Source organism: Burkholderia sp. PU8-34 (genome assembly GCF_053427725.1).
This window is the reverse complement of sequence record NZ_JBSAXC010000005.1, coordinates 21,764-34,571: the sequence shown is the minus strand read 5'-3', so window position 1 is coordinate 34,571 and position 12,808 is coordinate 21,764. Positions and strand designations below refer to the sequence as shown.

Sequence of the window (12,808 nt, the reverse complement as noted above, 5' to 3'; positions counted from 1 at the left end):
TCCTATTTCAAATTACCGGAGACAGCCATGACCTTCCCCACCGCCGTCAAGATCGTCGAAGTCGGCCCGCGCGACGGGCTGCAGAACGAAAAGACCTTCGTGCCCACCGACGTGAAGATCGCGCTCGTCGACCGCCTGTCGCACGCCGGCTTCCGCAATGTCGAAGCCGCCTCGTTCGTGTCGCCGAAATGGGTGCCGCAGATGGCCGACGGCGCCGACGTGATGGCCGGCATCGAGCGGCGCGCCGGCACGATCTACTCGGTGCTCACGCCGAACCTGAAGGGCTTCGAGGGCGCGCTTGCCGCGCGCGCCGACGAGGTGGTGATCTTCGGCGCGGCGAGCGAAGCGTTCTCGCAGCGGAACATCAACTGCAGCATCGCCGAGAGCATCGCGCGCTTCGAGCCGGTCGCGAAGGCCGCGAAGGATGCGGGCCTGCGCCTGCGCGGCAGCGTGTCGTGCGCGCTCGGCTGCCCGTACCAGGGCGACGTGCCGGTCGCCTCGGTCGTCGACGTCGTCGAGCGCTTCGCGGCGCTCGGCTGCGACGAGATCGACATCGCCGACACGATCGGCGTCGGCACGCCGACCCGCACGCGCGAAGTGCTCGCGGCCGTCACGCGTGTGTTCCCGCGCGAGCGCCTGTCGGGTCACTTCCACGACACCTACGGCCAGGCGCTCGCGAACATCTACGCGGCGCTGTTCGAAGGTATCGAGATCTTCCACGCGTCGGTCGCGGGCCTCGGCGGCTGCCCGTACGCGAAGGGCGCAACCGGCAACGTCGCGACCGAAGACGTGCTGTACCTGATGCAGGGCCTCGGCATCGACACGGGCGTCGATCTCGCGCAGGTCGTCGCCGCCGGCGAGTTCATCTCGAACGCGATCGGCCGCGCGAATGTGTCGCGCGCCGGCCGCGCGCTGCTCGCGAAGGCGCAAAGCGCGGCCGACGCGTCGAGCTGCGCCTGACCCCAAGGGCCTGTTCCCGCTGATAAGGGGCTTGCGCTGGCCGCCAGAATGAATTTTGGTTTCGGGAACGTGCCCTACTCCAACGGATTGCTCAATATGACGACACCTGCTTCACTCGAATCCCTCCCCGATTCCGCGCGACGCGTCGCGACGCTGCTGCGCGAGCGCGGCCACGCGAAAGGCATCGTGATGCTCGCCGAAACCGGCAAGACCTCGGCCGAGGCAGCGGCCGGGCTCGGCTGCTCGGTCGCGCAGATCGCGAAATCGATCCTGTTCCGCCGCCAGTCGGACGGCGCGCCGGTGCTGGTCGTCGCAAGCGGCGTGAACCGCGTCGACGAGAAGAAGGTCGCCGCGCAGGTCGGCGAGGTCGGCCGCGCCGATGCGAAATTCGTGCGCGAGAACACGGGCTACGCGATCGGCGGCGTGTGCCCGATCGGCCATCTCGTCGAGCCAGTCACGCTGATCGACGCCGACCTGCTCGCGCTCGACAGCCTGTGGGCCGCGGCCGGCCATCCGCATGCGGTGTTCAACCTGTCGCCGCAGGAACTCGTCACGCTGACCAACGCGCCGGTCGCGGACGTCGCGCTGCGCGAAACCGCATGAGCGACGTGCCGGAAAGCGCGGTCGCATCGCCGTGCACGGGCGTGTGCCGGATCGATCCGCGCACCGAATGGTGTGCGGGTTGCCTGCGGACCCGCGATGAGATCAAGGCGTGGCGCGCGTCGGACGACGACGCGAAGCGCGCGGTGCTCGCGCGGCTCGATGCGCGGCGTGCGCTCGCGACGAGCGACGCATAAAAAAATGCCGTTCAGCCTGTCGGGCGAACGGCATCTCGAATCGGAATCCTGTGAACGTGATCAACGTCACAGCACGCATCATACGAGCGACGCCGACGGCATCGCATCGGGTGTTTCCCTACAACTTCTTACAGCGCGTTTCAACCGCGCGCACCGGCCTTCGGCACGCGTGCAAGCGACGTGCCGCTGCGCCGATGTGCGCACTGCAGGCAAGCCAGGCCGGCCACGCGAGCCGCACGACCGTTTCAATTCCCGGTGGCCGGGCGGCGCACCGGCACGATGCGCCAGCCGAGGTTGACGCCGGCGGCCGCGAGCAGGATCAGCAGCGCGCCGAGCACTTGCGTCCACGCGAGCGTCTGCCCGAACGCGATGCGGTCGACCACGATCGCGACGACCGGATAGACGAACGACAGCGCGCCTGTCATCGCGGTCGGTAATTTCTGGATTGCACCATACAGCAGCACGTACATCACGCCCGTGTTCACGATGCCGAGCGCGACGAGGTCGAGCCACTGCGCGGGTGTCGCGGGCAGCGTATCGAAGTGCGCGAACGGCGCGAGCATCACGACGCCGAGCCCGACCTGCAGCAGCGCGAGCAGATGCGGCGGCGTGCCTTTCAGGTGCTTCGTGATGATCGACGACACTGCGTACAGGAAGGCCGCGCCGAGCGCGAGCGCGACGCCTTCGAGGTACTCGCCCGGCACCGCGAGCACGGCCGGCTCGACCCGCACCACGCACACGAGGCCGACGAACGCGAGCAGCATCCACGCGAGCGCCGACGCGGTGATCCGTTCGCGGAACACGATCGCGCCGAGCGCGACGAGCATGAACGGCTGCGTGTTGTAGACGGCGGTCGCCATCGAGATCGACGCGCGCGAGTAAGCGGCGAACAGCAGCAGCCAGTTCGCGACGATCGCGACGCTGCCCGCCGCGGTGAGCAGCAGCATGCGTGGCGAGAACAGCGAGCGGCGCAGGAACCCGAACGCCGCACAGACGATCGCGAGCGTCGCGCCGCCGAACACGCAGCGGAAGAACACGACATTGGCGAGCGGCTGCCGCGACGACATCACGAGCCAGCCGATCGTGCCGGACATCAGCATCGCGACGACCATCTCGGCGGCGCCGCGGCGAATTTCGTTCGAAGCCATGACAGTTCCCGTTGAAGGATCGGATGACTTCGATTCTAGAAACTTGCTTTCGTGATCTCTACGACTAAACTGAAGCGAATCCGTCGCTTCACCTTCGAAAGCAAAGCCATCATGCCAAAACGCCTTTCTCCGCCTGCGGTCGCGACGCTCGACGCGACCGACCGCGCGATCCTCGCCGCGCTCGCCGACGACGCGCGCATCGCCACCAGCGAACTCGCGCGGCAGATCGGCCTGTCGGCGCCCGCGACCGCGGACCGCGTGCGGCGCCTCGAAGCGCAGGGCGTGATCGCGGGTTTTACGATCGAGCTCGATCCGCGCGCGCTCGGCTACACGCTGCAGGCGATCGTTCGCGTGAAACCGCTGCCCGGGCAGCTGCATCTGGTCGAGGAGCTGCTGCGGCGCATTCCCGAATTCGTCGAATGCGACAAGGTGACGGGCGACGACTGCTTCATCTGCCGGCTCTACCTGCGCACGATCGAGCAGCTCGACGGGATCCTGTCGAAGGTGACGGAGCGCGCGGAAACCAGCACCGCGATCGTCAAGTCGACGCCCGTGCCGCGCCGGCTACCGCCACTCGCGGACGACGACGCGGCGCGCCGCTGACGCGCGCCGCACCGTGACACCATCACATCGCCACATCGCCGCATCGCCGCATCGCCACATCGCCACATCGCCACATCGCCACATCGCCACATCGCCACATCGCCACATCGCCGCATCGCCGCATCGCCGCATCGCCACACCGTCACACCGTCACACCGCAGCACCGCCACATCGCCGCACCGCCACATCGCCACATCGCCACATCGCCGCACCGCTCACGCGGCGCCCTAACGCGGCCGGACTCATGCAGCCAGCCCATGCAACCGGAGTCACGCAGCCGGATCACGCGCCTCGAAGAATGCGAGGATCTCGTCGATCAGTTCGACCGGTGCCTCTTCCGGAATGTAATGCCCGCAGTCGACCGCGCGGCCGCTGACGTCGCGCGCGACGTGCCGCCACTCGTCGAGCGGATCGAAGCAGCGGCCGACGATGCCGTTCTCGCCCCACAGCACGCGCAGCGGGCACGCGACCTTGGTGCCGCGCTCGAGATCCGCCCGGTCGTGCTCGAGATCGATCGTCGCCGACGCGCGGTAGTCCTCGCACATCGCATGCACGGCGCCCGGCTGCGCGAGCGCCGCGCGATACGCGGCGAGCGCCTCCGGCGCGAACGGCGCGAGGCCCGCCGAACGGTTGCCCATCACGCGCTCGATATACGCGTCGGTGTTGCCGCCGACGAGCGTCTCCGGCAGCGGCTCGGGCTGGATCAGGAAGAACCAGTGGAAATACGCGGTCGCGAACGCGCGATCGGTCTTCTCGTACATCGCGAGCGTCGGCGCGATGTCGAGCAGCATCATCCGCTCGACCGCGTCGGGGTGATCGAGCGCGAGCCGGTGCGCGACGCGCGCGCCGCGATCGTGCGCGCACACGTAGAAGCGCTCGAAGCCGAACTGCCGCATCACCGCGACCTGGTCGGCCGCCATCGCGCGTTTCGAGTACGGCGTGTGCTGCGCATCGCTCGCTGGCTTGCCCGATGCCCCGTAGCCGCGCAGGTCGGTCGCGATCACCGTGAAATGGTTCGCGAGCGTCGCGGCGACGCGATGCCAGATCATGTGGGTTTGCGGATGGCCGTGCAGCAACAGAAGCGGCGGCCCCGCGCCGCCTTTGATACCGAAGATGTCGGTGTCCTGCACCGTGACGCGAAATGGTGCGAATGTCTCGAACGACATGGTCTGTTTCTCATTGGTTTGTTATGGCGCCTATTGTAGGACGCGTCCGAAACCACACAGCGGAGTGGATACCCGAATTCGTAGAAAGAGAGCACTCACTCGAGTGTCCGCGTCCGGCACGATTTGCCAAGCCCGCATACAATTGCACGATCGTTCGTATTAATATGTGCCGCAGGCCTTCTGCTGCGACTACACTCGAGCGGCTACACTCGAAACGCCGTACGCGCCGCCGCACACGGCCACGATCCGCTTTGCATGGGACCAGTGCGTGCTGTCGGGGTCGGAGCAAGCAATGAGGCACCTGCTCCCGCCGACCCGGCACTGAAGCGCGCACTCTGGCCGACACTGGAGACTTCACATGGCACTGCCCGCCGTCCTGCAGCAGCTGACGCTGCCCGTCATCGCGTCGCCGATGTTCATCGTCAGCTATCCCGAACTCGTGCTCGCGCAATGCAAGGCGGGCATCGTCGGTTCGTTCCCTGCGCTCAACGCACGCCCGGCCGAACTGCTCGACGAGTGGCTCACGCAGATCCAGGCCGAGCTCGCCGACCACAAGGCGAAGCATCCCGATGCGGTGATCGGCCCGATTGCGGTCAACCAGATCGTCCACCAGTCGAACGTGCGGCTCGAGCACGACGTGCGCGTGTGCGTCGACCACCAGGTGCCGATCTTCATCACGAGCCTGCGTGCGCCCGCGCGCGAGATCGTCGATGCGGTGCACAGCTACGGCGGCATCGTGCTGCACGACGTGATCAACCTGCGTCACGCGCAGAAGGCGCTCGAAGCGGGCGTCGACGGGCTGATCCTCGTCGCCGCCGGCGCGGGCGGCCACGCGGGCACCACGTCGCCGTTCGCGCTCGTCGGCGAAGTGCGCCGGATGTTCGACGGCCCAATCGTGCTGTCCGGCGCGATCGCGAACGGTGGCTCGATCCTCGCCGCGCAGGCGATGGGCGCCGACCTCGCGTACATGGGCACGCGCTTCATCGCGACGCAGGAAGCGCACGCGGTCGAGGACTACAAGCACGCGATCCTCAACGCGAAATCCGCCGACATCATCTACACGAACCTCTTCACGGGCGTGCACGGCAACTACATCCGCGAGAGCATCGAGAAGGCCGGCCTCGATCCGGAAGCGCTGCCGGAATCCGACAAGACAAAGATGAACTTCGGCGGCGACAAGGCGAAGGCATGGAAGGACATCTGGGGCGCCGGCCAGGGCGTCGGCCTGATGGACGACCTGCCGAGCGTCGGCGCGCTCGTCGCGCGGCTCAAGGGCGAGTACGACGACGCGAAGGCGCGCCTCGGCATCACGCGTTGAGCGTGATGAAACGGGCGCGCTGACGCGCGCAGCACGCCAGGCGTCGCACAAGACGCCACATAAAAGAAAAGCGCGAACCGGTCACGGTTCGCGCTTTTTCATTCACGGCGAGATTGCGCGGCTCAGCCCGCGCGCTTGATCCGCGTGATCGGCAGCACGCGCAGGCGCGCCTCGATCGACGGGCACAGCGACTGGTCCTCGAAACGCGCGGCGAGGAAGTCGACGAACGAGCGCACCTTCGCCGACACGTGACGGCGGCTTGCATACACCGCGTAGATCGGCAGCTCGCGCGGCGGCACCGCGTCGAGCAGCACCGGCACGAGCCGCCCGGCCTCGAGGTCGTCGCCGACCACTTCCGTGCCGAGCAGCGCGATGCCCGCGCCGCCGAGCACCGCCGCGCGCAGTCCTTCGAGGTGATTGACGATCAGGTTGCCGCTGAGATTCACGCGCGACGCGGCGGCCGCGTCGATCAGCATCGAATCGAGCATCGTCGCATTCGTGTCGCGACGCAGGTAATTGTGGTGCGCGAGATCGGCGATCGTCTGCGGCGTGCCGCGCTTCTCGAGATACTCGGGCGATGCGACGAGCAGGATGTGCGCGGTCGCGATCTGCCGCGCGACGAGCGACGACGACTTCAGTCCGGTCGGCGCCGCGCGCACGGCGACGTCGTAGCCTTCGTCGATCAGCTCGACGACGCGGTCGGACAGCGTGATCTCGACCGTCACGTCGGGGAAGCGGTCCGCATAATCGGTCACCGCCTGCATCACGTGCCGCAGCCCGAACGCGGACAGCGACGTCACGCGCAGCCGGCCCTGCGGCACCACGCTCGCGGCGCCGACCGCCTGCCCGGCTTCGTCGAGTTCGGACAGCGCCTGCACCAGGCGCTCGTAATATTCGCGTCCCGCCTCGGTCGGCGCGACGCGACGGGTCGTGCGATGCAGCAGCCGCGCGCCGAGCTGCTGCTCGAGATGCATCACGTGCTTGCTCGCCATCGCGGCCGACATCTGCATGCGCTCCGCCGCGCCGACGAAGCTGCCCACTTCGACGACGTAGCGAAACACATTCATGCTGACGAGGGTATCCATCGAACTAGCTCGCAATTCCAGAGAATCATGCAATTACGAGATAGGGTAGCAAAGGAGAGGCAATAGAAAGGTCAACAAAGGCAAAACGGCGCCGCAATAGGCGGCGCCGTTCAGGAAAATGCAACAGGTCGCGAATCCGGGACGGATCGCGCGGCGGGGTGCCCGCGGGGTCAGAACTTCGCGCGGATGCCGGCCCCGAACGTGTTGCCGTTCGACAGGCTGTTGATGTGGTCGTTCATGTACGCGGCGTACACGTCGGTGCGCTTCGACAGCGGGTAGTCGTAGCCGACCGCCCAGGTCTGGCGCGTCTGGTTCAGGCCGCCCCCGTCGCGCGAGTAAGCGTACGACGCCATCGCGCTGCCGGCGCCGAGCGGCACCAGCACGCCGCCTTGCCCGGTGTTCACGTGCCAGCTGCCGACGACCTGGTCATTCTTCGTATACATATACTGCGCGAACAGCTTCACGAGCTTCAGGTCGTAGGTCGCGCCGACCTGCGCGATGCCCTGGCTCTTCAGGCCCGTCACGAGCGAACTCAGGTCGCGCGGCGCGTTGTTGAAGTTCACGTACTGGTAGACGGCGGTCGCCGCGAACGGACCGTTCGCATAGTTGAACTGCGCGCTCCACTTCTTCGAACCGTTGTCGCCGGCCTGGTTGCCGAGCGCGTACATCGCGCCGAAGTTGAACCCGCCGAACTGCGGCGACGTGTACGACACCGCGTTGTTCCAGCCCGAATCGCCGACCGCGCCCTGGTCGCTCGGGTACGTCGGGAACGTGCCGAGGCCGAGGAACGTGTGATAGACCATCGGCGAGAACGTGTACGAGTCGAAGAACGGGTTGAACAGGATCGTCGACAGGAACAGGTGCGTCGTCAGGCGGCCGGCCGTCACGGTGCCGTACGGCGCGCTGATGCCGACGTACGCGTTGCGCGCGAAGAACGTGTCGCCCTGGAAGCGGCCGAACTGGCCGTTCTGCGCGCGGAAGAAGCTTTCCAGCGTGAAGATCGCCTTGTAGCCGCCGCCGAGATCCTCGGCCCCGTGCATCCCCCAGTACGACGTCGACATCCCGCCGCCCGACACGTTCCATGCGCGATCGCCGCCCGGGAACTTGGTCGCGCCGACCCATTCGTCGACCTGGCCGTACAGCGACACGCTCGATTGCGCATGGACGGGGGCGGTGGCGGCAACGCAGGCGGCGGCCGCGATCAGCTTGACGGACGTGCGCGACGCACGGCGGGCGAATGCTTTCATGGGATCTCCAGGTATTGTCGATAAGAAATCGTGCGGCGCTAGCGTTGTTATCGGAGCCGATGCTTGCGTCGTGTTGGGGCGCAGCCATCTTTACGGATCATGGGTCCGGTCAAAATTGCATGCGCTTATTGCGGGTATAGCGGCGGCATTAACTTCGCGCGGGCGGTGCTTGGACAGGCGGGGCGCGACGGCCATGCGCGGACGGATCGCGCGGCGGCACGGCGGCGCGCAATGCGCGAGCCGGGCGCGAAAGATAGCGCAACGTGGCGGGAAAATCAGCGGAAATCTGGGCCCGACTGTGGCGAAATTGCATCAGTCGGCGGGGGACAGAACGCGGGCGCGCTCAGTTTCGGTAGAACGGCGAGAAAAACGGCGAGTGCGCAGGCTCTTCCTGCGAACGGGGCGGCGGCAGCGGACGGCCGCCGCGCTCCTCGTTGTAGCGCGCGACGTCGGCGCGGATCGACCCGGCGCGCAGCGGCACGTTCCCGCCGCCGGGCGGACGCGGCACCTGGCGTGCATCGGCGCTGATCGGCCGGTACGGGTTCTGCGCGGCGTAGTGACCATAGGATGGCGTCGGCCGCAGGCCCCAGCGAGCGCCGCCGTAGCCGTTCACGCCCGCGCCGAACCGGGCGCCGCCGGGCGCGCCGCCGCCGCTCTGCGGGATCCGGCGCCAGACGGGCGACCCGCCGGACGGCTGGCCGTACGCGTGCATGCCGCCGCCGAAACCGTGTCCGCCGTGCGGAGGCTGTGCGAGCGCGAGCGGCACCAGGAGCGCACCGAGCACGCCTGCCGCCCACCGTCCGATCTTCCGTTTCACCCGATCCGTCATCGTTCAAAGCCTGGTTACGCCCTGCAGCCCGCCGGATAGACGGGCGCAAGCCTTTCAGCAGTAATTTATGAGCGAGGCGAAATCGTGTCGAGCCAAAAAATGTTAGGCCGCGGGCATCGGTGTAACACCATGTTACTGCTACGTTTTTCCCTCTCGGGGCCGGATGGGGACGGGACATTCTTCTGCCAATTTCGTCAACCGGACGGGGGCGTTGCAGCCATTTCCGTCATGCATCCGAATCATCAATCGATTCGCACAATGAATTTGTTTATTGAATGACCAGCCGGGACAATACGGTACCCGCGCGTGCGCGGCATGCATTCCTGTCGTTCCGATCGAGATCCCGATGGCCCGCCCCCGTTTCCTCCCCGACAACTTCACGCTCGCCCTCGTCGGCACCGTCGTGCTCGCGAGCCTCCTGCCCTGCCGCGGCAACGCCGCCCATGCGTTCAACTGGGCGACCAACATCGCCGTCGGCCTGCTGTTCTTCCTGCATGGCGCGAAGCTGTCGCGCGAAGCCGTCGTCGCAGGCGCGACGCACTGGCGGCTGCACGCGGTCGTGCTGCTCAGCACGTTCGCGCTGTTCCCGCTGCTCGGCGTCGCGCTCAAGCCCGTGCTGCAGCCGCTCGTCACGCCGGCGCTATACGCGGGCGTGCTGTTCCTGTGCACGCTGCCGTCGACGGTCCAGTCGTCGATCGCGTTCACGTCGATCGCGAAAGGCAACGTGCCGGCGGCCGTCTGCGCGGCATCGGCGTCGAGCCTGCTCGGCATCTTCGTCACGCCGGCGCTCGTCGGGCTGCTGATCACGACGCAGACCGGCGCTTCCACGTCGCCGTGGAGCACGGTCGGCAGCATCGTGATGCAGCTGCTCGTGCCGTTCGTCGCCGGCCAGCTGCTGCGCCCCGCGATCGGCGGCTGGATCGAGCGCAACCGCGGCGTGCTGCGCTTCGTCGACCAGGGCTCGATCCTGCTCGTCGTCTACGTCGCGTTCAGCGAGGCCGTCAACCAGGGCCTCTGGCTCCAGATCCCGCCGCGCGCACTCGCGGGGCTGCTCGCGGTGAACCTGCTGTTGCTCGCGATCGCGCTGCTGCTGACCGCGTTCGTCAGCAAGCGGCTCGGCTTCAATCGCGCCGACCAGATCACGATCATCTTCTGCGGTTCGAAGAAGAGCCTCGCCGCCGGCGTGCCGATGGCGAAGGTGATCTTCTCCGCGCATGCGGTCGGCGCGATCGTGCTGCCGCTGATGCTGTTCCACCAGATCCAGCTGATGGCCTGCGCGGCACTCGCGCAGCGCTGGGGCGCACGCGACCGCAGCGGCGAGCGCGATGCGCGGACCGACAGGCCCGCGCCGCCCGCACCGCCCGCACAAAGCGCGCTGAGCGGCGGCAAGCGCTGAGACGGGCGGCTGAGACGGTCGGACACGCGTGCGGTGCGGGGGCCGCTGCGTTCGGCGGCAGTGCTCACATAAGCCGACTCGCTCACACGCAAGCGCTCGCATTTCTCGCGGCGCCGGCCGCGCCCCCATGCACGGCGGCGCGCCGCGCTCGTGAAGCAATGCACCAGAACCGTGCATCGCTTCACGAAAGCTTCATTCAATTCTCGGTAATCGGTGCCGTTAAGCTGGACGTTCCGTCGCTTTGGCCACCCCGCCCATGTCCGCCGTCTCAGCCGCTCCCGATGCCGTCCGCACGTCGCGCTTGATCGCGGATCGCGCGCTCGCCGCCGTGTTCCAGCCAATCGTCGATCTCGGCTCGGGCACGGTAATCGGCTACGAGGGCCTGATCCGCGGCCCGCGCGGCACCGCCCTGGAACTGCCGGCCGCGCTATTCGCGCAGGCCGCGCGCGAAGGGGAAACCGTCGCGCTCGAGCATGCGGCGGCCGTCACCTGTCTCGATGCGTTCGCCGCGCTCGGCTGCGACGGCAAGCTGTTCCTCAACTTCAGCGCAGGCGCGATCCTGCAGCTCGCGCGTGAACGCGAGCGCGCCCGCGCGCTGCTCGAGCGCGCGCAGATCGCCGCCGAGCGCATCGTGATCGAGCTCACCGAGCAGAACGCGACGCCGGATCTCGCGTACGTCGCGCCGGCACTCGCGTCGCTGCGCGACGCGGGCATCCAGTTCGCGCTCGACGACTACGGAACCGCGAATGCGAGCATGAACCTGTGGCTGCGCCTGCATCCCGACGTCGTGAAGATCGACCGCTTCTTCATCCACGACATCGCGCTCGATCCGCTGAAGTTCGAGGCGGTCAGGGCAATGCAGCACTTCGCGCACGCGAGCGGCGCAAAGCTGATCGCGGAAGGCATCGAGCACGAGCGCGACCTGATCGTCGTGCGCGACATGGGGATCTGCTGCGTGCAGGGCTTCCTGCTCGGCCGCCCGCACGCGCGGCCGTCGCCGATCGTCGCACCGGCCGCACAGGACGCGATCCGCGCGCCGCATATCGCGGTGTTCCCCGGCACGACGCGCGCGGCACGCCAGACCGGCACGATTGCAGCGAAGATGCTCGTCGCCGCGCCTGCGCTGCCGCGCGACGCAACCAGCAACGACGTGCTCGACCTGTTCAACCGGATGCCCGGGCTGCACGCGGTCGCGCTCGTCGAGCACGACCGGCCGGTTGCGCTCGTGAACCGCCGCGGCTTCATGGACCGCGTCGCGCTGCCGTACTACCGCGAGGTGTTCGGCAGGAAGCCGTGTCTGCAGTTCGCGAACGACGCGCCGCTGATGATCGAGAACACGACGACCGTCGAGCAGCTCGCGACGCTGCTCGCGAGCAACGACCAGCGCTATCTCGCGGACGGCTTCGTGATCACCGAGCACGGCCGCTACGTCGGGCTCGGCACCGGCGAGAGCCTCGTGCGCGCGGTGACCGAGATGCGCATCGAGGCCGCGCGCTATGCGAACCCGCTGACGTTCCTGCCCGGCAACATCCCGATCAGCGCGCACATCGACCGCCTGCTCGAGCGCGACGCCGGGTTCCACGCGTGCTACGTCGACCTGAACCAGTTCAAGCCGTTCAACGACCAGTACGGGTACTGGCAGGGCGACGAAGTGCTGAAATTCGCCGCGACCGTGCTGGCCGGCATCTGCGATCCGCAGCGGGACTTCCTCGGCCACGTCGGCGGCGACGACTTCCTCGTGCTGTTCCAGAGCGACGACTGGCAGGCGCGCGCGACCGCAGCGATGCAGCGCTTCAACGACGGCGCGCAGCGCTTCTACACCCAGGCCGACCAGCGCGCGGGCGGGCTGCGTGGCGAGGATCGCCAGGGCAACCCGGCGTTCTTCGGCTTCGTGACGATGGCGATCGGCGCGGTGGGCGTGCCGGCGGGCGCGCACCGCGCGATGCGCTATGGCAGCGACGAGATCGCATCGGTTGCCGCGCTCGCGAAGCGGCGCGCGAAGCAGCAACCGGACGGGCTCGCGGTCGTCGATCTCGACGCCGGACGCGCGGCGCTGCTTGCACGCGGCGAGCCGCCGCACGCCGCCGCGCGCTGACGGGCGCTGACGGACACACCCTCGGTCGCTGTCGACCGGCGACGCGCGTAGCCGCGCCGTCGTTGCCGATGTTGCCGATCGCGAGCGCCACCCGCCCTGCCGCTCTCCCGCTCTCCCGCTCTCCCGGTCTTCCGGTCTTCCGGTCTTCCGGTCTGCCGGTCTTC

12 protein-coding genes are annotated in these 12,808 nt (G+C 67.9%); 7 read left to right on the top strand and 5 right to left on the bottom strand.

From position 1 onward, the window contains the following. Window positions 1–27 precede the first annotated feature (27 nt). The 3 genes from ACV22Z_RS14195 to ACV22Z_RS14185 all read left to right on the top strand — a co-directional run bounded on the left by ACV22Z_RS14195 (window position 28) and on the right by ACV22Z_RS14185 (window position 1,757). Window positions 28–960 carry a hydroxymethylglutaryl-CoA lyase gene (locus tag ACV22Z_RS14195; RefSeq protein ID WP_448076935.1) on the top strand — a complete coding sequence of 311 codons (933 nt, stop codon included), beginning with the start codon at window positions 28–30 and terminating at the stop codon, window positions 958–960. 96 nt (window positions 961–1,056) lie between these two features. Beyond that, window positions 1,057–1,563, top strand: a complete 507-nt coding sequence (locus tag ACV22Z_RS14190; RefSeq protein WP_448076934.1) for a YbaK/EbsC family protein — start codon at window positions 1,057–1,059, stop codon at window positions 1,561–1,563. Then, window positions 1,560–1,757, top strand: coding sequence for a DUF1289 domain-containing protein (locus ACV22Z_RS14185; RefSeq protein ID WP_448076933.1), 198 nt, complete (start codon window positions 1,560–1,562; stop codon window positions 1,755–1,757). The genes ACV22Z_RS14190 and ACV22Z_RS14185 overlap by 4 nt, the downstream gene beginning before the upstream one ends. Before the next feature lie 245 nt (window positions 1,758–2,002). Here ACV22Z_RS14185 and ACV22Z_RS14180 read toward each other — a convergent pair whose 3' ends face one another. After that, window positions 2,003–2,905, bottom strand: coding sequence for a DMT family transporter (locus ACV22Z_RS14180; protein ID WP_448076932.1), 903 nt, complete (start codon window positions 2,903–2,905; stop codon window positions 2,003–2,005). Window positions 2,906–3,016: 111 nt separating this feature from the next. Between ACV22Z_RS14180 and ACV22Z_RS14175 the strand changes: the two genes are divergently transcribed. Beyond that, the gene (locus ACV22Z_RS14175) at window positions 3,017–3,508 is read left to right on the top strand and encodes an Lrp/AsnC family transcriptional regulator (protein WP_448076931.1); all 492 of its coding nucleotides are present in this window, start codon (window positions 3,017–3,019) and stop codon (window positions 3,506–3,508) included. Between the two features lie 269 nt (window positions 3,509–3,777). Here ACV22Z_RS14175 and ACV22Z_RS14170 read toward each other — a convergent pair whose 3' ends face one another. Further along, window positions 3,778–4,674, bottom strand: a complete 897-nt coding sequence (locus tag ACV22Z_RS14170) for an alpha/beta fold hydrolase (protein WP_448076930.1) — start codon at window positions 4,672–4,674, stop codon at window positions 3,778–3,780. A gap of 358 nt (window positions 4,675–5,032) precedes the next feature. Between ACV22Z_RS14170 and ACV22Z_RS14165 the strand changes: the two genes are divergently transcribed. After that, the gene (locus ACV22Z_RS14165; protein WP_448076929.1) at window positions 5,033–5,992 is read left to right on the top strand and encodes an NAD(P)H-dependent flavin oxidoreductase; all 960 of its coding nucleotides are present in this window, start codon (window positions 5,033–5,035) and stop codon (window positions 5,990–5,992) included. A gap of 122 nt (window positions 5,993–6,114) precedes the next feature. Here ACV22Z_RS14165 and ACV22Z_RS14160 read toward each other — a convergent pair whose 3' ends face one another. From ACV22Z_RS14160 to ACV22Z_RS14150, 3 genes are all read right to left on the bottom strand, one after another. After that, window positions 6,115–7,077: a LysR family transcriptional regulator gene (locus tag ACV22Z_RS14160; protein ID WP_448076928.1), complete on the bottom strand. Its 963-nt coding sequence runs from the start codon at window positions 7,075–7,077 to the stop codon at window positions 6,115–6,117. A gap of 170 nt (window positions 7,078–7,247) precedes the next feature. Then, window positions 7,248–8,324 carry a porin gene (locus ACV22Z_RS14155; protein WP_448076927.1) on the bottom strand — a complete coding sequence of 359 codons (1,077 nt, stop codon included), beginning with the start codon at window positions 8,322–8,324 and terminating at the stop codon, window positions 7,248–7,250. Window positions 8,325–8,667: 343 nt separating this feature from the next. Beyond that, the gene (locus ACV22Z_RS14150; protein WP_448076926.1) at window positions 8,668–9,153 is read right to left on the bottom strand and encodes a peptide-binding protein; all 486 of its coding nucleotides are present in this window, start codon (window positions 9,151–9,153) and stop codon (window positions 8,668–8,670) included. Between the two features lie 346 nt (window positions 9,154–9,499). Between ACV22Z_RS14150 and ACV22Z_RS14145 the strand changes: the two genes are divergently transcribed. Next, window positions 9,500–10,549, top strand: coding sequence for a bile acid:sodium symporter family protein (locus ACV22Z_RS14145; RefSeq protein ID WP_448076925.1), 1,050 nt, complete (start codon window positions 9,500–9,502; stop codon window positions 10,547–10,549). A 256-nt stretch (window positions 10,550–10,805) separates the two neighbouring features. Further along, window positions 10,806–12,644, top strand: a complete 1,839-nt coding sequence (locus tag ACV22Z_RS14140; RefSeq protein ID WP_448076924.1) for an EAL domain-containing protein — start codon at window positions 10,806–10,808, stop codon at window positions 12,642–12,644. The last annotated feature ends 164 nt before the right edge of the window (window positions 12,645–12,808 follow it).